The organism is Mycolicibacterium pyrenivorans (genome assembly GCF_025821625.1).
Lineage (GTDB): Bacteria > Actinomycetota > Actinomycetes > Mycobacteriales > Mycobacteriaceae > Mycobacterium > Mycobacterium pyrenivorans.
Window position 1 is genome coordinate 22,631 of sequence record NZ_JACKSH010000123.1, and the last position, 20,624, is coordinate 43,254.

Genomic DNA, 20,624 nt, shown 5'->3' on the forward strand with positions numbered 1-20,624 from the left:
CTCCAGTTCTCCCACATATGCAGCCTGGCGGCTGCATGTTCGAGAATAGGCAGCCATATGGCTGCATGTCAACATGTCGGCTCCGCGAGGGCGCAGAATGAGATCCATGCGGGTTGCACTGGCGCTGGGCAGCGGCGGGGCCCGTGGCTACGCGCATATCGGCGTGATCAACGAGCTGCACGAGCGGGGTCACGAGATCGTCGGCATCGCCGGCTCCTCGATGGGGGCGTTGGTGGGCGGGCTGGAAGCGGCCGGAAAACTCGACGAATATGCTTTGTGGGCAAGCTCTTTGACACAGCGCGCGGTGCTGCGACTCCTCGATCCGTCGATCACCTCGGCGGGTGTGCTGCGCGCGGAGCGCATCCTCGAGGCGGTCCGCGACATCCTGGGTGAGGTCACCATCGAGGAACTGCCGGTGCCGTTCACGTCGGTGGCCACCGACCTGATCACCGGGAAGTCGGTCTGGATGCAGCGCGGTCCGGTGGACGACGCGATCCGGGCATCCATCGCCATCCCCGGTGTCATCACGCCCCATGTGCTGGACGGCCGGCTACTCGCCGACGGCGGCATCCTCGACCCGATCCCGATGGCGCCCATCGCCGCGGTCAACGCGGACGCGACGATCGCGGTCAGCCTGTCCGGGGATGACCCCGACGCCCACCACGACGAGCGGGAATCCCGGCGCACCGCGGAATGGCTCAACCGCATGTGGCGCAGCACGTCGTCGCTGCTGGACACCAAGGCCGCGCGATCCCTGCTGGACACGCCCACGGGTCGCACCGTGCTGGATCGCTTCATCGCGTCCGAGGACGAGGAGACCGGCGAGGAACCGAGCCTGCCCGTCGTGCCCAAGCTGGGTGGGTTCGAGGTCCTCAACCGCACGATCGACATCGCCCAGGCCGCGCTGGCCCGTCACACGCTGGCGGCCTATCCCCCCGATCTGCTGATCGAGGTCCCGCGCACGGTGTGCCGCAGCCTGGACTTCCACCGCGCCAACGAGGTCATCGACATCGGACAGGCACTCGCGGACGCGGCGCTCGACGCCCTCGACGCCCTCGAGGAGAGGTCCTCAGAGCCCTAGGAACCGGGCCACCCGAGACGCCTCCCGGCGTCCCTGGGCGCGGCCCGCCTCCGCCGACGGCGCGCGGCAGGCCGGGTCCAAGGGGTTGGGCCCGTAGGCGGCGATCGACTCGGGATCGGCGAACACCGCGAGGCTCGCTCCGGGAAATGCGCCGATCTCCTCGGCCGCGGCCGTCCCCCACGGCGACGGCGAGTCCTGCCCGGACGGCACCAGGGCGACCGCGACGCCGCAGTCCTGCACCGCCGAGATGTTGACCGTGCTGCCCACCCCGCCATCCATGAAGCGACGATCACCGATGGTGACCGGCGGCCACGCCCCGGGCACCGCGCAGCTCGCGGCCACCGCGTCGACCAGTTCGACGCCGGACTCGTTGTCGAACACGACGAGTTCGCCTGTGGCGATGTCGATTCCGGTGATACGCAGGGTCCGCTGCGGCCAGTCGTGGGACGGCAGACGTCGTGCGATCACCTCGCGGCGCACCGATTCGGCGACGGCGTCGGGCCGCCTGGAGGCGTCCAGGGCCACCGCACCGATCTTCTGCAGCTTCTGTTCCTTCGTCGCGCCCGGGGTGAGCATCGCGCTCAGGAACAGCTCGGTGATGGCGTCGATCGTGACGCCCGGATGTATCTCGTGCGCTCCACCCGTCTCCGACACCTGCCGGGCGAACAACTCGTCGAGCGACACCCCGCTGCCGAGCTGAGCGGCCACCGTCGACCCCGCGGAGGTGCCGAGCAACACGTCGGCGCCCAGCAGCGCCTGAGCCGCCTCGGGAACCTCGTCGGAGATCCCCAGCAGGACACCGGTTTCCCACGCGATTCCGGCCAGTCCCCCACCGGCCAGGACCAGCGCTCGATCCTCCGCCATCAGCGCAGCAGCTCGGCGGACAGCTGCTCGAGGGCCTGGCGCGCGAAGCCGCGCCACAGCCTCGCGAACGCAGGCATCGCCAGAGCGGCGGCCGCGGACTTCGGGTGGACGACCCACCGCCAGGTCACCTCGGTGCCCGTGCCGACGGGTGCGAACCGCCATTCGCCGTCGATGTGGTCCACCAACGGCGCCAGCGGGCCGGTGACACCCGACAGCGTGTAGCCGAGAACGTTCGGGGCGTCGACGAGGGTCAGCTCCTCACGCATGCTGCCGCCGCCGACCTGGACCACGGTTCGGGTCTGCCCGGCTGTCCCCCATTCCCCGTCCTGGTCGCGGACGTCCTTCACCGGGGAGATCGGTCCGTACCACCGGCTGAACAGTGTGGGCAGCGGCATCGGCAGCGTGCGCCGGAAGGCGGTGTCGACGTCGACGGGGATCGCGCGCGACTGCTCCATCAGATGGGGTCCTGGCATGAAGGCGATGTTAGTCAGCGAAAGCGCGGGGCAGCCTTTCCGCTGATCAGCGGCAGGTCGAGGTAGGTGGCGATGCCTGCCGGGGCCGCGCACACCGCGGGCACCGAGTTCACGCAGTGCGCGGCGGTGCCGACGACACCGTACTCGGGGCCCTCACCGCCGACGTCGGACTGAAAACCCTTGACCGACACCGTGAAGTCCGGGTTGCCGCACACCTGCATCTCGTAACGCTGCCCCTCCGGGCCGAACGACCATGGGGGGTCGAGGTTCTCCTCGCCCATCAACCAGTTCACCGTCACCCGCACCACGACCTCGCCGTCGGCGAGCGCCTCCCAGTGAAACTTGCGGCCGGCGACCTGCCCGGGTTCGATCGGGCCCAGCGGCGAGTCGATCGTCGCCGTGGCGACGGCGATCTCCTGCGACGCCCGCACCTTCGGGTCGGCCGCAAACCCCAACTGGTCCACGCACATTCGGACGGCCTGGATGAAACCCGCGTCGAGCATCTTCTGCATCGGCCCCGTCAGCGCCTTGTCCGGTGTCTCGCCGAACCCCATGACGTGGCGCAGCACATCGGGTGCCTCGTAGGTGCGCAGATCGGAGTACTCCTCGGCGCGAACGAACGTCACCCCCGTCGACATCGCCGACAGCATCAGCGGGAACTTCTCGCTGATGCCTCCGGGAGCGATGCCGGTTCCGTGCAATGTCGCGTTGCCCTCGAGCGCGGCCTGCCGCAGCGGAGCACCGCTTCGCTCACTGGGATACAGCCAGCCCACCGGCGTGACGACGTTCTTGCCCGACCTCAGCAGGGACGCGACTTCGTCGGGGTTGGCCATCAGCGGGGTGTAGATGACGGCGTCGGCGTCCAGCGCCAGGATCTCCTCGACGCTGTTGGTCGCGACCACGCCGAGTGGGTCGGTGCCGGCGATCTCGCCGACGTCGCGGCCGGCTTTGGCCTGCGAGTGCACCCAGCACCCGACCAGTTCCAGGTCGGGATGCTCCAGCACACCCCTGATGGCAGCGACGCCGACTCCGCCGGTCGCCCACTGCACCACGCGCAGTGCCATGTCGTCTCCTCCCGGGAGGGAAACTAGAACACGTTCTAAACAGATCTACACCACCTCGCTGCCGGGGTGGGCGCAAAACCGTCAACCCGGTTGACCCTGTGTGAGCGGACACCTGGGAATAGGGTGTGGTCACCAGCGAAAACTCATCCGAGGAGCGCCGATGACCGCCCCGCCGCCACCACCGCCAGGCTCTCCGTACCCGCCACCGCCGCCCGGTTGGGGCCCGCCGCCCGGTTGGGGCCCGCCGCCCGGTGCACCCCCATCGGGCTGGGGCCCGCCACCGGGCCCGCCCGGCGGCGGCGCGAAGCCCCCGTGGGCCCTGATCATCGCGGCGGCCGCGGTGTTCGTCGTCGTGCTTGGCGGGCTGAGCATCTGGTGGGTGGTCAAGCCCGACGAATCGACGTCCGGACCGGTGGCCACCCGCACCAGCACTCCGTCGGCCGAGACCACCGCGTCGCGTGAGCCCACCCGCCGCACCAGGACCACGACCGCGCCGCCGCCGCCGCAGACCGAGTCCTACGACGACCAGCTGATGGCGCAGTTGTCCGGGGGGCACGACAGCTCCAACTGCGAGCCGATCAGCCCGCCGGCGACTACTGCGCTGGCGACGGTGGACTGCGGACCGGCGAGCACCCCCGGCGGTCCACAGAGCACCCGGTATTCGCTGTTCGATGACCAGGCGGCCCTCGATGCCGGTTTCGACGAAGCGGTCGGGGTGAACTCCGAGCTGCTGCAGTGCCCCGGCAGCGGCGTCGAATCGCCGACGACGTGGCACTACACCGAGACGCCCGATCAGGTTGCCGGCCAGATCGCCTGCGGCACCTACAACGACGGCCCCGACGTGGTGTGGACGAAGAACGAGGGCCTGCTTCTGGCTGACGCCCAGGGGCCCGACCTCGAGGAGCTGCACAACTGGTGGCTGCAGTACGGCTAGCGGCGTTAGGTTGATGGTGACCGCAATGCAGCGAAGGGATCAGACCATGGGCCGTGTTTTTGTCGTTGGCGTCGGCATGACGAAGTTCGAGAAGCCGGGCCGACGTGAGGGCTGGGACTACCCCCAGATGGCCAACGAGTCGGGCACCAAGGCATTGCAGGACGCCGGCATCGACTACACCGAGATCGAGCAGGGCTATGTCGGCTACTGCACGGGCGACTCCACGTCGGGTCAGCGGGCTCTCTACGAGCTCGGCATGACCGGCATCCCGATCGTCAACGTCAACAACAACTGTTCCACCGGGTCGACCGCGCTGTATCTGGCCGCGCAGTCCATCCGCGGCGGGCTGGCCGATTGCGTGCTCGCGCTGGGCTTCGAGAAGATGCAGCCGGGCTCGCTGGGCAGTGGCGCCCAGGACCGGGAGTCTCCGCTCGGCCGGCACATCAAGGCGCTCGCCGAGATCGACGAGTTCACGTTTCCCGTCGCGCCGTGGATGTTCGGCGCGGCCGGCCGCGAGCACATGAAGAAATACGGCACCACCGCCGAACACTTCGCCAAGATCGGCTACAAGAACCACAAGCACTCGGTGAACAACCCGTACGCGCAGTTCCAGGACGAGTACACCCTCGACGACATCCTGGCCGCCAAGATGATCTCCGACCCGCTGACCAAGCTGCAGTGCTCCCCGACCTCCGACGGATCGGCGGCTGTCGTGCTGGCCAGCGAGGACTACGTCGCCCGGCACGACCTGGCGGGGCAGGCCGTGGAGATCGTCGGGCAGGCCATGACCACCGACTTCGCGTCGACCTTCGACGGCAGCGCCGCCAACATCATCGGCCATGACATGAATGTTCAAGCCGCCCAACAGGTTTACCAGCAGTCCGGGCTGGGTCCCGAGGACTTCCAGGTGATCGAGCTGCACGACTGCTTCTCGGCCAACGAGCTGATGCTCTACGAGGCCCTCGGCCTGTGCGGGCCGGGTGAGGCGCCCAAGCTGATCGACGCCGACGACACCACCTACGGCGGACGGTGGGTCGTCAACCCGTCCGGCGGCCTGATCTCCAAGGGCCATCCGCTCGGCGCGACCGGCCTGGCGCAGTGCAGCGAGCTGACCTGGCAGCTGCGCGGCACCGCCGACAAGCGGCAGGTCGACAACGTCACCGCGGCGCTGCAGCACAACATCGGGTTGGGCGGGGCCGCCGTGGTCACCGCCTACCAGCGCGCCGACCGCTGAACCTTTTGCCGCCGCGAAACGTGTCTCTGTCTGCAAGCGATGTAAGCAGTAGGTCGGGGTCGACGGAGGCTCGACGATGCGCAAGGCATGGATATCGGCCGTGACGGCACTAGGCGTGGTGGCCGGCCCCGCAGGGGTCGCGACGGCTCAACCGCAGAACCCGTGGGTCGTCATCGAGCAGTTCGAGCTGGCGGGCTATCAGGTCAACATCGATCGGATCGGCAGCGCACCCATCGGTGAGTGCGTCGTCACCGGCGTCCGCAATCCCCAGCAGGTCACCCGACCGGTGGTCGTCGACGATGACGGCTTCGGCCACGGCCACCGGCGCTTCCGCGACCGGGACGTGATCGACGTCGTCGTGCACCAGTCGATCTCGGTGTCGCTGGACTGCACCGGCTGACACCCCGGCCGGTGCGCCGAAAGTACGGTTTATGACGGGATCCGGCCCTGGACTCGTCACAATCCGTACGCTCGGCGGGCGCGGCAAAGGCCTCGGCGGGCCGCGAAAAAGGCCTCGGCGGGCGCGCGAAAAGGCCCGGCCGGGAAGGGATCCGGCCGGGCCTTCTCTGTACGCGCCCTACACCGCCGCAGGGGTTTTCTCCTGCGTCGGTTCGTCGGCGCGCGAGCCGTGATCGTCGTCCACCATGGTGAGTTCGTCGAACGGATCCCGGCCCGCCAGAACGTTGTCGACCTTGTCCTTGTCGATGGTCTTGGTCCACGACCCGACCAGCAGGGTGGCCACGGCGTTGCCGGAGAAGTTGGTCAGCGCCCGCGCCTCGGACATGAACCGGTCGATCCCGACGATCAGGCCGACGCCGTCGAGCAGGTCGGGCCGGTGGGCCTGCAGCCCGCCCGCCAGGGTCGCCAGTCCGGCGCCGGTCACTCCCGCCGCACCCTTGGAGGCGACGATCATGAACACCAGCAGGCCGATCTGCTCACCGAGTGACAGCGGGTCACCCAGGGCTCCGGCGATGAACAGCGACGCCATCGTCAGGTAGATCGCGGTGCCGTCCAGGTTGAACGAGTATCCGGTCGGGACAACGACTCCCACGGTCGAGCGGTCGACGCCGAGGTGCTCCATCTTGGCGATCAGGCGGGGCAGCGCGGACTCCGACGACGACGTCGAGACGATGAGCAGGTACTCGCGGGCCAGGTACCGCACCAACTTGAAGATCGACACACCCGACACCACGCGCAGCAGGGAGCCGAGCACACCGAACACGAAGATCGTGCAGGTCAGGTAGAACCCGAGCATCAGCGCCATCAGTTGTCCGACAGCGGCCCACCCGGTCTGGCCGACCACGTTGGCGATCGCGCCGAACGCTCCGATGGGCGCCAGCCACAGGATCATGATCAGTACCTTGAACACCAGCTTCTGCAGGTGCTCGATCCCGCGGAGGATCGGCTCGCCCGCCGAGCCGAGACCCTGCAGTGCGAAGCCGACCAGCAGGGCCACGAACAGCGCCTGCAGGACGCTGCCTTCGGTCAGCGAGGAGAACAACGACGTCGGGATGATCCCCTGGATGAAGTCCAGCAGGCCGCCGGATTCGTGGGCCTTCTCGGCGAGTTCGGCGCCCTTGCCCGCCTGGCTCTCCGAGAGGTTGAGGCCGGTGCCGGGGTGGAGCAGGTTTCCGACGACCAGTCCGATCGCCAGCGCGAAGGTGGACATCGCCAGGAAATAGACGAACGCCAGCCCGCCGACCTTGCCGACCGTCGCCGCCTTGCGGACCGACCCGATGCCCAGCACGATCGTGCAGAAGATCACCGGGGCGATCATCATCTTGATCAGGTCGACGAACATGGTGCCGAGGACACCCACGCTCTTGCCGACCTCGGGGGCGAGGATGCCGACGCCGACTCCGGCGATCACCGCGATGATCACCGCGATGTAGAGCCAGTGGGTGCGGTCGCGCCGCTTGGGCGCCTCGGGCGCCGGCGGCTTGTCCATCGTGGTCGTCATGGCTTCTTCCTTTCACTCCACCTGGGACTCGGTGGAAAAGCGGTCTGAAAGGATGGTCGGCGAGGACGTGAGCCAGGTCACGTTTTAGTTCATTACGTTCACCGGAAAGGCGCTCGGCACGATGCGACGCACGCGACCCCTGCTGCGCCACAGGGCGTGGCCGCGGTCGCTGGCCGGACAGGCCATCGCGCTGCAGATCCTGGTGATCGCGCTGATCGTGGCGGCCGGGAGCGCGCTGGCGATCCTGGACGCGCGCCGCGACGGCGATGCGGCCGCCGAGCAGCAGGTCCTCGGAATCGCCACCGCACTGGCCGATTCACCGTCGACGGCGGCGGCGATCGAGGAAGGCAGGGCCACCGAGATCCTGCAACCGGTGACCGAGGCGGTGCGCACGCACACCGACATCGCGTTCATCACGATCATGGCGCCGGACCGGACCCGGTTCACCCACACCGACCCGTCCCAGATCGGCGGCGATTACCTCGGCACCATCGAGCCTGCGCTTCGCGGCGAGACGTTCACCGAGGTGTACACCGGCACGCTGGGTCCGTCGATCCGCGCTGTGGCGCCGGTGCGCGGTTCCTCCGGTGACATCGTCGGGCTGGTGTCCGCAGGCATCCTGCAGCGGAGCCTGGCAGACCGCTGGCGCGCGCAGTGGCCCATCATCGCGGTGGTGAGCCTTGGCGCGCTTGCGGTTTCGTTCGCCGGGGTGTGGGCGATCCGGCGCAGGCTGCTGCGGCAGACCCGTGGGCTGCGGCCCGACGAACTGCGGGTGATGTACGAGCACCACGACGCGATCCTGCATTCGGTGTCCGAGGGGCTGATCGTGCTCGACCGGGATGGGGTGGCCCTGGTCAACGACGAGGCCCGCCGGCTGCTGGCGCTGCCTCCCGGCGACGTCGACCGTTCGGATCTGCCGGAGTTCCTGCGCACCCACAACCCCGGCGCCCGCGACGAAGTCCACGTCACCGACGACCGGGTGCTCGTGGTCAACCGCTCCTCCGTCCACGACCCGAGCGGGCAGGACGGCGACGGTTCCGAGGTCGTCACCATCCGCGACCGCACCGAATTACAGGGCGCGCTGGGCGAACTCAATTCACTCAAGGTGCTCACCGATTCGCTGCGATCACAGGCTCACGAGGCCGCCAACAAGCTGCACACCGTCGTCACCATGGTCGAGATGGGCCGTGCCGCCGACGCCGTCAGCTTCGCCACCGCCGACCTGGAACTGTCCCAGCGCCTGGTCGACCGACTGTCCGCCGCCGTGGGTGAACCCGCGCTGGTGGCCCTGCTTCTGGGCAAGACGGCTCAGGCCGACGAGCGGGGCATCGAACTGACCGTCACCGAGGACACCTACCTGCCCGCCGACACCGACCTGCTGACCGGCCAGGAGATGGTGACGGTGCTCGGCAACCTGATCGACAACGCGATGGACGCGTGCGACCGCGCGGATCCGTGGGTGGAGGTCACTGTCGGCCAGGGTGACGACGGGCTGCTGATCCGGGTGGCCGACAGCGGAGAAGGCATGGACGCCAACACTTTCGAGAAGGCCATGCGCCGGGGATACTCGACGAAATCCGACTCCGACGCCGACCAGCACGGGCTCGGTCTGGCGTTGGTGGCCCAGGTCGTCAAGCGTCATCACGGGGTGCTGACCGCGGACGTGACGTACGGCTCGGTCGTGACGGTGAGGGTGCCCGCCCCGTGATCACGGTGTTGATCGTCGAGGACGAACCGCTGATCGCCGAGGCGCATCAGTCCTATCTCGGCCGTATACCGGGCTTTTCGGTGGCTGCGGTCGCCCATACCGCGCGGGAGGCGATGCGCGCCGCGTCCGAGGCCGCGGCTTCGGACTTCCCGATCGACCTCGTGCTGCTCGACATCGGGCTGCCCGACGCCAGTGGCATCGCGCTCGCCTCGGCGCTGTCCGGGTTACGCCCGGCGCCGGACATCATCACGATCACCTCGGAGCGCGACCTCGAGATGGTGCGCGCCGCTGTGGGACACGGTGCGCTGGCGTATCTGCTCAAGCCTTTCACGTTCGCCGCTTTCCGGGACCGGCTCGAGCGTTACCAGCGCTATCGTGAGGCGTTGCCCGCGGGAATCGACGCGGCCAGCCAGGCCGAGGTGGACCGCGCGCTGTCCGAGCTCCGCGTCGGGTCGGACCGCGCGGCGGCGCCGAAGGGCGCGGCTGCCGGCACCAACGACGACATCGCCCGCGCCGTCAGGGATTCCGACGACGGCATGACGGCAGACGAAGTGGCCAAACAGATCGGGGTGTCACGCGTGACCGCATGGCGCTACCTCGAGCGACTGGCCGACGAGGGCACCGTCGGCCGCAATGCCGCCTACGGTAAGGCGGGCCGACCGAAGACCCGATACCAGTGGCGCTGAGCGACTTCCGCCCTCAGCTACACCGCGGCGGGCTGCAGGGACCGCGGCATGCCCACGGCGATCGGGTCGGTCGCGAGGAACTGCGAGTACAGCATCTCCATCGTCGACTCGACCGCGAACACGTTGACGGCGCCGGAATAGTCGGCGACGTAGAGCTGCGAGCCGTCGACGCCGGATGCCACACAGGAGGGGCGCGCGTCGACCGACAACGAATCGAGCACCTCGAGGCTCAGCGTGCACAGCACCGCGACACGGTCGTAGTCGACGACGTACGCACGGCCCTGATCCGGACTCATCACCAACTGCGTGGGAGCGCCACCGAGTTCGACGGTGTCGGTCACCTTGCCGGTCGACAGGTCGACCACGTGCACCGCACCGCCGACCGCACGGTCGGAGGTCAGCACGTAGACCGCGCCGCCGGCACAGGCGATGTCGCGGATCGGTGAGCCGACCCCGATCACACGTTGCACCCTTGACGTCTCCGCGTCCACGACGACCAGTCGGCTGCCCACGGCATCGGTCACCGCGGCATACAGGCGCTTCCCGTCGGAATCCACCCGAAGCGCGTCGATGCAGGCGGCAGGTCCGTGGCCGATGTCGATGGTGCCGACACGCTCGGCGACGACGTCGATGACGGTGATGTCGACGCGGTCGTCGGCGGTCCGCCCGGCGTAGATCCGCTTGCCGTCGGGGCCCGCGGTCAGCGCGGTGACGCCGAAGGCCACCGGGAAGGTCGCGACGACCGTCCTGGTGTCGAGGTCGATCACCGACACGTCGTCGTGGCTGGCGGAGGCGGTGGCCACGTAGGCACGGTCCTCGGTGACGACGACGGCGTTCGGCTCACCGGCGAGGTGCACGACGTCTGCGTGCGCCAGGCCCGCCGGGTCGAGGATCGACACGCTGTCGGCTCCGAAGTTGGTCACGACCACGCCGGCCTCGCCGACGGCGATGTCGCCGATCGGGCCGTGGCCGACCGCGGTGCGGCGTTCGAGAACGACGGCGCCCTGCCCAGTGTCCACAAGCGCCTCGTGCGCCCCATGCGAGCCAGAATCGCCATCGCGAATCAAATGCCCCATCGGCACCAAAATGTTTGCCATCTGTCGTGGTACCTCCGCCGACCTGAACTGCGCCGGTCCTAGATTCCTGTCGTTACCGCCCGTCCGGGCGCGACCTGAGTCGAGTGTAGCCAGCGAGATTCACGGTCAATCGCGACGAAATCGGCTCACTTCACCGCAGCGTCAACGCCTCTCAGGAGGTACTTAAGAAACTCTTGGTTATTAATTTGTTATATTTCGCCAGCAATTCGTGAACAACTTGTGAACAGCAGTGTCACCTTCCTGGCAACCGAATCCGCGCGGTGTGACCAAAAAGGCCAGATAACAGTTTCTTAGCTTTGGCGAAGAAAGTGAGTGCTAAATCACAGCGGGACGCGACCGCGAATTCGCGCATAACCAAAGGCACTGCGGAAGTGCGGGCAATGGCCCGCGCCCTCGCCGGATCCTGTTGGGGCGGATAGTTCGCTGAGTGGACTGACCGCCGCCAGTAATCAGGCGGGATTCAGGCCGGTTCGGCGCTGCGGAGGGGTACGACCCCCGCCAGCGGGATGAGCCTTTCGGGATCGCACAGCCTCAACACGCGCGAGACCGCCGGGCTCGCGACGACACACCACGGCACGTCCTCCCGCAGCAGATGGGCGCTGATCGCGTACAGCGCGGAGACGCCGTCGAAGGCCAGGAACGGCACTTCGGAGAGGTCAAGAACGAGCCCGGACCGTGAACCCGACGCCTCGCGGACGCTATGGGCGAATTCCTTGGCGTTGGCGGCGTCGACCTCACCGCACACCGACACCACGATCTCGGTGCCACGGGTGCGACAGGAGATCGCCAACGACGTCGACGCGATCGAGAACTGTCGGCTGTCAGCCGACCTGCTGCGGATGGCCCTCACCGCCGGGCCGCTACTGCTCGGCCTTCTGCCGTTCCTCGGATGCCTTGGCGGCTGCGCGTGCGGCCTCGGCTTCGGCCTCCTTCTCTGCGGCCTCCCGTTCTGCGTCGGCCTTGTCCTGCTGGGCCTCGCCCTCGCGTTGCAGGTCATCCCGTCCGGTGACCACGCCGATGACCTCTTTGGCCTTGCCCTTGGCGCCTTCGACGACACCCTTGACGGCTTCTTCGGGACCTGAGTTGTTGTCACCCACGAGGAATGCGACCCTTCCAGAGTTCTTGCCCGGGACCGGCAGCGGTCGAGTCCGGGGAGCGGCGAGACCGCTCAGCGAAGCGTCTGTTCCCGCCGCGGACAAGGTTCAAACACCGAAGTCCGGGTGACGTACCGCCGCCCGGCTCAGTGGGTGAAGTTCGTCAGCGCGACATCCAAGGTGGAGAACAGTTCGATGAAGTCGGCGATTCCGGTGATCTTCAGCGGGCGACTGGTCGCCGGACCGTCGGCGACCACGGCGAATCTCGTCTCGGGCCCAAATTGATTGCGCATGGCCATCAGGACCTGCATGCCTGCCGAACCGAGAAAATCAACCTGAGTCATATCGAGGATCAGGCCGGCGGGCTTACGTCGCAGCGCTGCGGTCATGACGTCCTGAAGCTGCGGTGCGGTCAGCATGTCGACAGCACCGACAGCGGTGACGACGGTGGCGCCGTCAACCTGGGCTTCGGTGAATTGCTGCACGTCCTGGGGCCTCATCTCATGGTGGCGACCGTCGGGGCGGTCGCGAATCATCTCGCGAGGCTGCAGTCTGAACCAGGCACGTTGTCGATTGCGGACAGTGCGTACAGGTTATCGGAGTTCCGACCCGGCATGCGAGCTCATCGTACGATCTCAAGTGCCATCCGGATCGTCGGAGCCGGAGATTGCCGTCGAAGCGAGGCACCAGTGAGCCCGACGTTAGTCGCACCGGAGGTCGACACCCACTTCCCCGGCGGCCTCTGACCTCCGCCGCAGTTCTCCATGGAATCTCCATGGAAGCTCCAAGCGTTGCAGTGTTGTGGCTCGCGACCATGGTGTCAGTCAAATTTTCACCGCGGTCACGGCAGTGACCCAGCAATGTAGGGAGATCCACCATGAAGAAGTTCATCGCAGCCGGCATCCTGCCCCTCGGCGCCCTGTTGGCCTTCGCCGCTCCGGCGCAGGCCGCCCCGGAGCAGGGCGGAGGGGCCTCGACGACCATCAGCCAGCTCCGGGCGCAGGGATTCGACGTCCGGGTCAGCCGCATCGGCAGCGCTCCGCTGGCCGAATGCTCGATTCTCGGGGTGCGCAACCACCCGGTCGCCAAGCAGCCCTTCCCCATCAACGACGACGACATCAACGTCTTCACCCGCACCCCCACGCCGAAGGTGACCGTCTCGCTCGACTGCTCACGCTGACCGTGGGTGTGCGGCTCAGTCGGCCGCGCCCCGTTAGGTTGGGTAGCCGTGCCCGACGCCCGGCCATCGATGCCATCCTCCTCATTCCCGAGGGGGATGGCATTGCTTGTTGCCGGGGCCTTTTTCATGGAGATCCTCGACGCCACCATCATCGCCCCCGCCATCCCGGCGATCGCCGCCTCGTTCGGCGTCGCCGCCGTCGACGTCAACGTGGCCATCTCGGCGTACCTGGTGACCGTCGCGGTGCTGATTCCGGCCAGTGGTTGGATTGCCGGCAGGTTCGGCATCCGGCCGGTGTTCCTCGCCGCGATCGCGGTGTTCACCGTCGCCTCGGTCGGGTGCGCGGTGAGCGCGTCACTGCCGATGCTCGTCGTGATGCGGGTGGCGCAGGGCGTCGGCGGCGCGATGATGGTGCCCGTCGGCAGGCTCGCGGTGCTGCGCTCCAGCACCAAGGCCGACCTGGTCCGGGCCATCGCCATGCTGACGTGGCCCGCGCTCGCCGCGCCGGTGGTGGCCCCGGTGCTGGGCGGCGCCATCGCCACCCTGGGATCGTGGCGGTGGATCTTCTTCGTCAACATCCCGATCGGCATCGTGGGGTTTCTGCTCGCGCTCAAGCTGATTCGGGGTGGACCCGCACCGTCGGTGAAGCCCTTCGACTGGCGCGGGCTACTGCTGTTGGGTGCCGGGATCACCGCAGCGCTCGTCGGCCTCGAACACATCCGGGTCAGCGGAACCGACTGGAGCGTCGTGGCGGCCGGGGCCCTGGTGGCGGTCGGCTGTCTGACCGCCGCGGTGTGGCATCTGCGCCGGACGACCTCGCCGCTGGTCGAGTTGACGGTGCTGAGGGTGCGCACACTGCGCATCACCGTCTCGGGTGGGTCGTTGTACCGGCTGGTCATCACCGCGGTGCCGTTCCTGCTCCCGCTGCTGTTCCAGCTCGAGTTCGGCTGGTCTGCCTTCACCGCGGGGTTGATGGTGGCCGCGCTGTTCATCGGCAACCTGACGATCAAACCGATCACCACACCGCTCATGCGGCGCTTCGGCATCAAGCGCGTGCTGCTGGTCAACGCCGTGCTGTCGGTGGGGTGGTTCGGTCTGTTGGCGGTCCTGCACCCGGGCATGCCCACGGCCGTCATCGTCGCCGTGCTCTACGTCAGCGGCGCGCTGCGCTCGATCGGGTTCACGGCGTACAACAGCCTGGCCTTCGCCGACGTCGATGGCGAGGACCTCACCCACGCGAACACGCTCAACGCCGCCGTGCAGGAGCTGGCCGCGGGCCTGGGCATCGCCATCGCCGCCCTGCTGGTGACGGTGCTCGCGTCCTACACATGGGCGTTCGTCGCGCTCGGCGTCCTGCTGGCGGTGACGATCGTGGAAACGCTGCGACTCCCGGGAGACGCCGGTGCGCACGTCAGCGGTGCCCGCTGAGCCGAAACTCCTTGTCAATCAAGGGTTATCGGCCGTTCATCCACAACGGACGGACATCGCGTCCAGCCGCTGCCCGCGGGCAACGGCGACGGCTGGGGATTCTGGTTCCTGGGGCAGTGGATCCGGTTGTAAGCCGCTGACATCCGCCGCGGCTGTGCGCCCCTCGGTGCGCCACGACGCATTGAGTTCGCAACAGCCGTGCGGCATGTCTTGCGCGCGCCTCCCGCAGAAGTCTCGACCCTGACTTTAGCCTTGGTGGCCGTGACCACAATGCTCGAGTCGTCGCTGGCGGAACTCGACTTCGAACCCGACATCCTGTGCGCCTGTCACAAACTCTGCAATCCCCTCGCCCATCCGGCGCAATGGTGGGTCACGCTGTCCTGCGGATGCCCGTACCCGATGTGCCAGCGAGCGCTGCGCATCGCGAATGTGCGGCTGAAGGTCCGGCCATTGACGTGCCGGCACTGTGAGACGGACCAGATCGCGATCCGCTGCGTGGTCCGCATCTGACGAGGGGCAGCCGCGCGCGGTCCATGCCGCGGTCCGTCTCGAGGAAGTCCAGCGCATTGGGTTTCGCCGGACCCCGATTCGGAGAACCAACCGGTGCCCGCACGTCGAATGAATTGGAGGCTCACCCGTGGAACAGCACAACATTCCCGCGCCCACGCCCGAGGACGCCACGAAAGCCACCGAGGAACAGCGCGAACTGCAGCAGAAGCTGGAGCACCAGGACGACGACCCGGACGCACCTGCCCGCACGCAATCGCGGCATCAGATTCCGGATGAGTCTTAGCGCGGCGCCGGCTCTGCTGCAGCCTCGCCGGCGATTACCTTTTTCAAATGAGGCCGCACATCAAATGATTTGCTTACCCCGCAATTAGTTTTCGAATTTTCGCCATTGCTGAACGGGGTCGATTCCTGGCAGCTCACAGAAAATCGGCCGTTCCAGCTCAGGGGTCGCGGAAGAGGCCCCCCTCACAGGGACAATCGATCTCACCGACGTGAATCACATTGGTGTGATTTGCGCCTTTTCTCCGGAGCTGCGACTATTTGCCGCTGAGGTTTCGGGGATATAACAACGAGGATTCGAGGCACGGCGTAACGTAATGCCGTCATCACCGAACAAGGAGGGTCCGTATGCGGGGGAAGATCATCCTGTCAGCGGCCGTTGCCGCTGCCGGCCTCGCTGCCGTGACAGCCGCACCGGCCTTCGCCGACGAGACCGACGACATCTTCATCGCAGCGCTCGAGGGCGAGGGCGTCCCGTTCTCGACTGCCGACGACGCCATCGCGCTCGCCGAGGCGGTGTGCGAGTACGTGGCGGCGGGCCAACCTCCAGAACAGGTGGCGGTGGAGATCAGCGGCCCCGCCAACTGGTCCGTCGAACAGAGCGGATTCTTCGTCGGCGCGGCCACCCAGTCGTACTGCCCGGCCTGACCACTGTCCGACCACGGATTCACAGCCCGCAGATGATGACGATCGGCATCTGCGGGTTGTGCCGTGTCCGACCGCGGTACGGCGACCGGGTTGCGGAGCGAGGAGTCTGACGTGAGCGCCACCTCCGAACCGCCGGCAGCCGATTATCCGCAGACCGCCGCGATCCGCGGGCGCGTCGAACCCGTGCCGCGGCGCGTGCGCGGCTTCCTGGGCGACGAGCTGGTATTCGACACGACGGCGGCGCGGTACGTGTGGGAAGTGCCGTACTACCCGCAGTACTACATCCCCCTGTCCGACGTCCGAGCCGGTCTCCTGCGGGACGAGGACCATCCCCAGCGGGTGCAGTTCGGCCCGTCGCGGATGTTCTCCCTGACCGGCAAATCCCAGACGCACGCGTCGGCAGCGCGGGTGTTCGACGACGGCGGCGGCGACCTCGCCGGACTGGTGCGATTCGAATGGGGTCCGCTGACCTGGTACGAGGAGGACGAGCCGATCTACGGCCACCCCCGCAACCCCTACGCGCGGGTCGACGCCCTTCGCTCGCATCGCCATATCACCGTCGAACTCGGCGGCGTGACACTGGCCGACACCGCATGTCCGGTGTTGCTCTTCGAAACAGGTTTGCCGACAAGGTATTACATCGACCGCACCGACGTCGCGTTCGATCATCTCGAGCCTTCGAGCACCCAGACCCTGTGCCCGTACAAGGGTGTGACGTCGGGATACTGGTCGGCTCACGTCGGAGACGTCGTACAGGCCGACATCGCGTGGACCTACCACACCCCGCTGCCGGCAGTCGCCGCGATCGCCAACATGATCGCCTTCTACAACGAGAAACTCGACATCACCGTCGACGGGGTGCGACTCGACCGACCGCACACGCACTTCAGCTGAAAACGCCTACTCGCGATCGGTGATATCGGCGTATTCCGGATGCTTGTCGATGAACTCGGCCACCATCCAGCACGTCGGCACGATCCGCAGCCCAGCGGCACGGGTGACGCGCAATGCCTCGGCGACCAGAATCGTTGCCAACCCCCGGCCTTGGTACTGCGGTACCACCTCGGTGTGCGGGAAGACGCGCCGGCCGTCGCGGTCGTAGAAGTCGGCGAGCCCGACCGTGCGACCCTCGACCTCGATGGTGAACCGATCCGGCTCTTCGGTGACGGCGGTGGCTGCGCCGGTCCGGTCGGGGGGTGTCTGGGAACTCATGGAACTCCTCGGTCGGGGATCGTCGTCGGTGCCCGCGTGGACGAGAGGGCAGCACTACCGAGTACCCAGCGGCTGCGTCGGACACTCGATCGTAACGAGTGACCGTCAGGTCACCCAGGTTCACCGAAGGCGGCACAACCGACGCACGGCGGCGAGCCCTTCGGGCGTGCCGGGCCAGTGCTTCTTCACCGCCTCAGGGCCGGCGCGCCGTGTCACCGAACGCAGGACAAGCGCGACGATGATGGCGTCGTCGGCGTAGCCCAGCACGGGGATGAAATCGGGGACCAGGTCGATCGGTAACGCCAAGTACGCCAACAACAATGCGAGACGAACCCGGACGCCGCGCGGCATCGCCGGGTCGGCGGCCAGTCGCTTCAACAGCCTCAGCATGTCGGGAAGCAACCGCAGCGCTTCCCGGACACCGACCTCGTCGGGCTTGCCGATCCACAACGCGGCCACGAGCCCGGCCCAGATCAGAGCCGCCCCGGCCACCACGCCGAGGACGATCAGCCAAACGTCCGACCACACCCGTCCATCCTCTCCCCCGCTGAGCCGTCACACGTCGACTACACCGAACAGGACTGGACCGTCGAAAGGTACTCGGGCGGTGGGATGATCAGCCACGCTCCACCCGGGGTGCTGACGGAGTTCGGCCCTGCGCTGCGGGAACCGTGCGGCCGCGTCCACTGGGCGGGCACGGAGACCTCAGACGTCAACATGGGGTTCGTCGACGGCGCGATCCGTTCCGGCGAGCGGGCAGCGCGCGAGGTGATGGCCGCCGCTTGAGCAGCACAGCTGCGATCAGCGGGGCATTTCGGGCGACATTCGTTCCCGCAGAGATTCGTAGATGGGTGGCGACCGGGTGAGTTCGGCGGCCAGCACCGCCGCGGCGGTGGCGGCCAGCATCGGGATGGCGACCGCCGTCGTGGCCGTCATCTCGATGACGATCACGATGCCCGTCACCGGCGCCCGAACGGTCGCCCCGAAGAACGCCGCCATGCCGACCAGCGCCATCGGGATGGCCAGGGTGGCCGCATTGCCGGGCCACACCATGTCGAACACTCCGACGAACAGCAGCCCCCACAGAGCACCGACCGCGAGCAGCGGCGCGAACAGCCCACCCGGCACAGCGGCCGAGTACGACAGCGGCCCGGCGATCAAGCGCACCAACAGGTATCCGACGACGACCGGTAGCACGATGGCGTGCCCGCTCAGGATCATCTGCGTCAGCGTGTCTCCGCCGCCCACCGCGAGCGGGTAGACGAACATCGCCAGCCCGATGACGGCGCCGATCACGGCCGCCTTGGCGACCTTCGGGATTCGCCGCAGCCCACCGACGTGGTCGAGGAACCACAACACCAGCCGGTTGTACACCGCGCCAAGACATCCGGTGAGCAGGCCGAAGACCACGAACAGCGGCAGCCACGCCAGCGCAGGCGCCGCCATCGCCTCGACGAAGAAGTCGGGCTCGTTGCCCAGGACGAACCGCATGCAGCCGACAGCGGCGGCGGCCGCGAACAATGTGGCCAGCACCGTCTGCAACCGGAAGGACTTCGTCACCTCTTCGAGCGCGAACAGCGTGCCCCCGATGGGGGCGTTGAAGGCGACCGCGAGGCCGGCGCCGCCCACGGCGGTCTGCATCATCCTGATGTCGGGATCCGGGAGCCTGGCCCGCCGTGCCGCCTCGGCGCCGAGCGCCGCCCCCATGTGCACCGTGGGGCCTTCGCGGCCCAGCACCAGTCCGGACCCGATCGCGAGCACACCGCCGATGAACTTGGCCGGGAGCAGGACAAGCAGCGGCGGTCGGGCGTCACCGCGGAAGACCGCCTCCACGTGCTGAATTCCGCTACCGGCAGCCAGCGGCACCCACCGCACGATCAACGCCGCCAGCGTCGCGCCCGCCGCCGCGGCGGCCATCGGCACCAACCAGCCCGGCCCGGGCAGACCGTGCGCCCAGTCGACGAGGTCGATGCGCAACCGGTCCGCCGTCTGCAGACACCAGCGGAAGGCGCCCCCGATGAAACCGATCGCCACGCCCGCCACGACGGCCGTCAGGCAGATGGCGACCGAACCGCGGACGGGCTCGCTTGGTTGATCGCGTTCGCCGGACAAGAAGCCACCCCCTCATCAGCTCGGTCATCCGGGCGGCGCTGCATTCCGGCGCCCTTCCGCCAGGGGCCAACCGTAGTGGGTGCCGTTGCCGGGTGCAGTGGCTTCGCCGACGCTCGCCGACCGCGGAACATCGGCCACCGGCCGTCTCCTAGGCTCCACGCGATGGCACCGGACGGCGAGCGACAGGACAGATGGTCGCGGCTGACGGAGCCCGCGGTGGCGGTCCGCACGGAGCTGTATCGGCGCCGCGCCGCGGTGTTCGCCCGCCTCCCCGGCCCGGCGCAACAGGCCTGCCGGCTGATCGAGCGCACCGGCCGCGCGACCTTCGCAGCCCGGGTTCCCGGGCTGGCTGCAGAGGCTGCGCTGTTCACGTTGATCTCGTTGCCTGCGCTTCTGCTGGCTGTCATCGGGTCGCTGGGCTTCGTCGCGGCTGCCCTGGGGCCGGAGGGGACGGGGCAACTACGCGAATTGGTTCTCGGTGTACCGCAGTCGTTTTTCTCCGATCCCACCTATGCCTCCTACGAGCGGATCGTGGACACCGTGCTCGCTGAGACACGCGGCGGAGTGGTCTCCATCGGCATCGGGCTCAGCATCTGGACCGGGTCGAGGGCAGTGAACCGCTACCTGGAGACGATCACGATCGCCTACGGCGTCGAGCCGCGATCGTCTTGGCGGCGACGCCTGTTGGCGCTGGGGCTGACGGTCGGGGCACTGCTGGGTGCCGTGGCGGTGCTGCCGCCGATGATCTTCGGGCCCCGCCTTGTGGAATGGCTGGCTCCTGACGCCGTCGCGGACACGACGCTGCGGATTCTGGACCTGATGTTCTGGCCCGGTGTGGTCCTTCTCGTGCTCGTCGGCCTGGCCACTCTCTATCACGTCGGGGTCCCCTGGCAGACCCCTTGGCGCCGTGACCTGCCGGGAGCGCTACTGGCGATGGTGTTGTGGCTGTTGGCGTCGGCCGGTTTAAGCCTGGATTCACCGATGAGGTAGGGATGGGAGGCGGGTTGTAACAGCGAAATGCCCTGTCGTGGTGAAAGAATGAGATTTCTCGAGGATCACA

24 protein-coding genes and 1 pseudogene are annotated in these 20,624 nt (G+C 67.9%); 14 read left to right on the top strand and 11 right to left on the bottom strand.

The genetic code is table 11. The annotated features are described in order from the left end of the window. The first annotated feature begins 106 nt into the window (after positions 1 to 106). A complete protein-coding gene (locus tag H7I57_RS15820) occupies positions 107 to 1,081 on the top strand; it encodes a patatin-like phospholipase family protein (RefSeq protein ID WP_264024548.1) in 975 nt (324 codons plus the stop codon). Here H7I57_RS15820 and H7I57_RS15825 read toward each other — a convergent pair. Genes H7I57_RS15825 through H7I57_RS15835 form a run of 3 tightly spaced genes read right to left on the bottom strand, consistent with a single transcriptional unit; the run spans position 1,070 to position 3,482 of the window. Beyond that, entirely contained in the window at positions 1,070 to 1,945 is an 876-nt protein-coding gene (locus tag H7I57_RS15825; protein ID WP_264024549.1) for a patatin-like phospholipase family protein, read from the bottom strand. The two genes, H7I57_RS15820 and H7I57_RS15825, sit on opposite strands and share 12 nt — an antisense overlap. After that, positions 1,945 to 2,418 (bottom strand): SRPBCC family protein, encoded by a 474-nt coding sequence (locus H7I57_RS15830; protein ID WP_264024551.1) that lies wholly within the window; start codon positions 2,416 to 2,418, stop codon positions 1,945 to 1,947. Before H7I57_RS15830 ends, H7I57_RS15825 begins: the two co-directional genes overlap by 1 nt. A gap of 14 nt (positions 2,419 to 2,432) precedes the next feature. Next, positions 2,433 to 3,482 (bottom strand): NAD(P)H-dependent amine dehydrogenase family protein, encoded by a 1,050-nt coding sequence (locus H7I57_RS15835; RefSeq protein ID WP_264024553.1) that lies wholly within the window; start codon positions 3,480 to 3,482, stop codon positions 2,433 to 2,435. Between the two features lie 160 nt (positions 3,483 to 3,642). Here H7I57_RS15835 and H7I57_RS15840 point away from each other — a divergent pair, with 160 nt between their 5' ends. The 3 genes from H7I57_RS15840 to H7I57_RS15850 all read left to right on the top strand — a co-directional run bounded on the left by H7I57_RS15840 (position 3,643) and on the right by H7I57_RS15850 (position 6,050). Next, positions 3,643 to 4,416, top strand: a complete 774-nt coding sequence (locus tag H7I57_RS15840) for a hypothetical protein (protein WP_264024554.1) — start codon at positions 3,643 to 3,645, stop codon at positions 4,414 to 4,416. A gap of 46 nt (positions 4,417 to 4,462) precedes the next feature. Further along, positions 4,463 to 5,650, top strand: coding sequence for a lipid-transfer protein (locus tag H7I57_RS15845; protein WP_264024556.1), 1,188 nt, complete (start codon positions 4,463 to 4,465; stop codon positions 5,648 to 5,650). A gap of 100 nt (positions 5,651 to 5,750) precedes the next feature. Further along, complete coding sequence (locus H7I57_RS15850) at positions 5,751 to 6,050, top strand: hypothetical protein (protein WP_264024557.1); 300 nt, start codon at positions 5,751 to 5,753, stop codon at positions 6,048 to 6,050. A 177-nt stretch (positions 6,051 to 6,227) separates the two neighbouring features. Here the strand turns inward: H7I57_RS15850 and H7I57_RS15855 are convergent, their stop codons facing one another. Next, positions 6,228 to 7,610 carry a cation:dicarboxylate symporter family transporter gene (locus H7I57_RS15855; protein WP_264024558.1) on the bottom strand — a complete coding sequence of 461 codons (1,383 nt, stop codon included), beginning with the start codon at positions 7,608 to 7,610 and terminating at the stop codon, positions 6,228 to 6,230. Between the two features lie 121 nt (positions 7,611 to 7,731). Here H7I57_RS15855 and H7I57_RS15860 point away from each other — a divergent pair, with 121 nt between their 5' ends. Then, entirely contained in the window at positions 7,732 to 9,318 is a 1,587-nt protein-coding gene (locus tag H7I57_RS15860; RefSeq protein WP_264024559.1) for a sensor histidine kinase, read from the top strand. Further along, positions 9,315 to 10,004 carry a response regulator gene (locus H7I57_RS15865; RefSeq protein ID WP_264024560.1) on the top strand — a complete coding sequence of 230 codons (690 nt, stop codon included), beginning with the start codon at positions 9,315 to 9,317 and terminating at the stop codon, positions 10,002 to 10,004. The genes H7I57_RS15860 and H7I57_RS15865 overlap by 4 nt, the downstream gene beginning before the upstream one ends. A 17-nt stretch (positions 10,005 to 10,021) precedes the next feature. On the opposite strand, the gene H7I57_RS15870 is transcribed toward H7I57_RS15865, so the two are convergent. The 4 genes from H7I57_RS15870 to H7I57_RS15885 form a co-directional block, all read right to left on the bottom strand. After that, positions 10,022 to 11,101 (bottom strand): MmpL3/TtfA transport complex stabilizer, encoded by a 1,080-nt coding sequence (locus H7I57_RS15870; RefSeq protein ID WP_264024561.1) that lies wholly within the window; start codon positions 11,099 to 11,101, stop codon positions 10,022 to 10,024. A 460-nt stretch (positions 11,102 to 11,561) separates the two neighbouring features. Continuing rightward, the gene (locus H7I57_RS15875; protein WP_264024563.1) at positions 11,562 to 11,951 is read right to left on the bottom strand and encodes an STAS domain-containing protein; all 390 of its coding nucleotides are present in this window, start codon (positions 11,949 to 11,951) and stop codon (positions 11,562 to 11,564) included. Between the two features lie 10 nt (positions 11,952 to 11,961). Further along, positions 11,962 to 12,198: a microaggregate-binding protein 1 gene (gene mbp1, locus H7I57_RS15880; RefSeq protein WP_264024564.1), complete on the bottom strand. Its 237-nt coding sequence runs from the start codon at positions 12,196 to 12,198 to the stop codon at positions 11,962 to 11,964. Between the two features lie 143 nt (positions 12,199 to 12,341). After that, positions 12,342 to 12,731 carry an STAS domain-containing protein gene (locus H7I57_RS15885; RefSeq protein WP_372510239.1) on the bottom strand — a complete coding sequence of 130 codons (390 nt, stop codon included), beginning with the start codon at positions 12,729 to 12,731 and terminating at the stop codon, positions 12,342 to 12,344. A 341-nt stretch (positions 12,732 to 13,072) separates the two neighbouring features. Here H7I57_RS15885 and H7I57_RS15890 point away from each other — a divergent pair, with 341 nt between their 5' ends. From H7I57_RS15890 to H7I57_RS15915, 6 genes are all read left to right on the top strand, one after another. Then, entirely contained in the window at positions 13,073 to 13,375 is a 303-nt protein-coding gene (locus H7I57_RS15890; protein WP_264024566.1) for a hypothetical protein, read from the top strand. Positions 13,376 to 13,471: 96 nt separating this feature from the next. Beyond that, the gene (locus H7I57_RS15895) at positions 13,472 to 14,803 is read left to right on the top strand and encodes an MFS transporter (protein ID WP_264024567.1); all 1,332 of its coding nucleotides are present in this window, start codon (positions 13,472 to 13,474) and stop codon (positions 14,801 to 14,803) included. 270 nt (positions 14,804 to 15,073) lie between these two features. Further along, positions 15,074 to 15,313 (top strand): hypothetical protein, encoded by a 240-nt coding sequence (locus tag H7I57_RS15900; RefSeq protein ID WP_264024582.1) that lies wholly within the window; start codon positions 15,074 to 15,076, stop codon positions 15,311 to 15,313. Positions 15,314 to 15,440: 127 nt separating this feature from the next. Further along, a complete protein-coding gene (locus H7I57_RS15905) occupies positions 15,441 to 15,596 on the top strand; it encodes a hypothetical protein (RefSeq protein WP_264024569.1) in 156 nt (51 codons plus the stop codon). A 344-nt stretch (positions 15,597 to 15,940) separates the two neighbouring features. Continuing rightward, positions 15,941 to 16,240, top strand: a complete 300-nt coding sequence (locus tag H7I57_RS15910) for a DUF732 domain-containing protein (RefSeq protein WP_264024570.1) — start codon at positions 15,941 to 15,943, stop codon at positions 16,238 to 16,240. Between the two features lie 111 nt (positions 16,241 to 16,351). Beyond that, on the top strand, positions 16,352 to 17,134 hold the full coding sequence (locus H7I57_RS15915; protein ID WP_264024572.1) for a DUF427 domain-containing protein: 783 nt from the start codon (positions 16,352 to 16,354) through the stop codon (positions 17,132 to 17,134). Positions 17,135 to 17,140: 6 nt separating this feature from the next. Here the strand turns inward: H7I57_RS15915 and H7I57_RS15920 are convergent, their stop codons facing one another. Continuing rightward, a complete protein-coding gene (locus H7I57_RS15920) occupies positions 17,141 to 17,452 on the bottom strand; it encodes a GNAT family N-acetyltransferase (protein WP_264024573.1) in 312 nt (103 codons plus the stop codon). A 120-nt stretch (positions 17,453 to 17,572) separates the two neighbouring features. Further along, complete coding sequence (locus H7I57_RS15925; protein WP_264024574.1) at positions 17,573 to 17,980, bottom strand: YkvA family protein; 408 nt, start codon at positions 17,978 to 17,980, stop codon at positions 17,573 to 17,575. A 27-nt stretch (positions 17,981 to 18,007) separates the two neighbouring features. Here H7I57_RS15925 and H7I57_RS15930 point away from each other — a divergent pair. Further along, positions 18,008 to 18,238: pseudogene (locus H7I57_RS15930) on the top strand (FAD-dependent oxidoreductase); the annotation flags it as partial. Between the two features lie 15 nt (positions 18,239 to 18,253). Here H7I57_RS15930 and H7I57_RS15935 read toward each other — a convergent pair. Beyond that, positions 18,254 to 19,564 carry a H(+)/Cl(-) exchange transporter ClcA gene (locus H7I57_RS15935; RefSeq protein ID WP_264024575.1) on the bottom strand — a complete coding sequence of 437 codons (1,311 nt, stop codon included), beginning with the start codon at positions 19,562 to 19,564 and terminating at the stop codon, positions 18,254 to 18,256. A gap of 162 nt (positions 19,565 to 19,726) precedes the next feature. Here H7I57_RS15935 and H7I57_RS15940 point away from each other — a divergent pair, with 162 nt between their 5' ends. Continuing rightward, positions 19,727 to 20,554, top strand: coding sequence for a YihY/virulence factor BrkB family protein (locus tag H7I57_RS15940; protein ID WP_264024576.1), 828 nt, complete (start codon positions 19,727 to 19,729; stop codon positions 20,552 to 20,554). Positions 20,555 to 20,624 lie beyond the last annotated feature (70 nt).

Bases quoted from the DNA above. Each gene is read 5' to 3' on its own strand.
- H7I57_RS15940 (WP_264024576.1), top strand. From the start codon at position 19,727: ATGGCACCGGACGGCGAGCGACAGGACAGATGGTCGCGGCTGACGGAG.
- H7I57_RS15845 (WP_264024556.1), top strand. From the start codon at position 4,463: ATGGGCCGTGTTTTTGTCGTTGGCGTCGGCATGACGAAGTTCGAGAAG.
- H7I57_RS15900 (WP_264024582.1), top strand. From the start codon at position 15,074: ATGCTCGAGTCGTCGCTGGCGGAACTCGACTTCGAACCCGACATCCTG.
- H7I57_RS15855 (WP_264024558.1), bottom strand. From the start codon at position 7,610: ATGACGACCACGATGGACAAGCCGCCGGCGCCCGAGGCGCCCAAGCGG.
- H7I57_RS15870 (WP_264024561.1), bottom strand. From the start codon at position 11,101: ATGGCAAACATTTTGGTGCCGATGGGGCATTTGATTCGCGATGGCGAT.
- H7I57_RS15820 (WP_264024548.1), top strand. From the start codon at position 107: ATGCGGGTTGCACTGGCGCTGGGCAGCGGCGGGGCCCGTGGCTACGCG.
- H7I57_RS15830 (WP_264024551.1), bottom strand. From the start codon at position 2,418: ATGCCAGGACCCCATCTGATGGAGCAGTCGCGCGCGATCCCCGTCGAC.
- H7I57_RS15885 (WP_372510239.1), bottom strand. From the start codon at position 12,731: ATGATTCGCGACCGCCCCGACGGTCGCCACCATGAGATGAGGCCCCAG.
- H7I57_RS15860 (WP_264024559.1), top strand. From the start codon at position 7,732: ATGCGACGCACGCGACCCCTGCTGCGCCACAGGGCGTGGCCGCGGTCG.
- H7I57_RS15835 (WP_264024553.1), bottom strand. From the start codon at position 3,482: ATGGCACTGCGCGTGGTGCAGTGGGCGACCGGCGGAGTCGGCGTCGCT.
- H7I57_RS15920 (WP_264024573.1), bottom strand. From the start codon at position 17,452: ATGAGTTCCCAGACACCCCCCGACCGGACCGGCGCAGCCACCGCCGTC.
- H7I57_RS15895 (WP_264024567.1), top strand. From the start codon at position 13,472: ATGGCATTGCTTGTTGCCGGGGCCTTTTTCATGGAGATCCTCGACGCC.
- H7I57_RS15825 (WP_264024549.1), bottom strand. From the start codon at position 1,945: ATGGCGGAGGATCGAGCGCTGGTCCTGGCCGGTGGGGGACTGGCCGGA.
- H7I57_RS15890 (WP_264024566.1), top strand. From the start codon at position 13,073: ATGAAGAAGTTCATCGCAGCCGGCATCCTGCCCCTCGGCGCCCTGTTG.
- H7I57_RS15840 (WP_264024554.1), top strand. From the start codon at position 3,643: ATGACCGCCCCGCCGCCACCACCGCCAGGCTCTCCGTACCCGCCACCG.
- H7I57_RS15910 (WP_264024570.1), top strand. From the start codon at position 15,941: ATGCGGGGGAAGATCATCCTGTCAGCGGCCGTTGCCGCTGCCGGCCTC.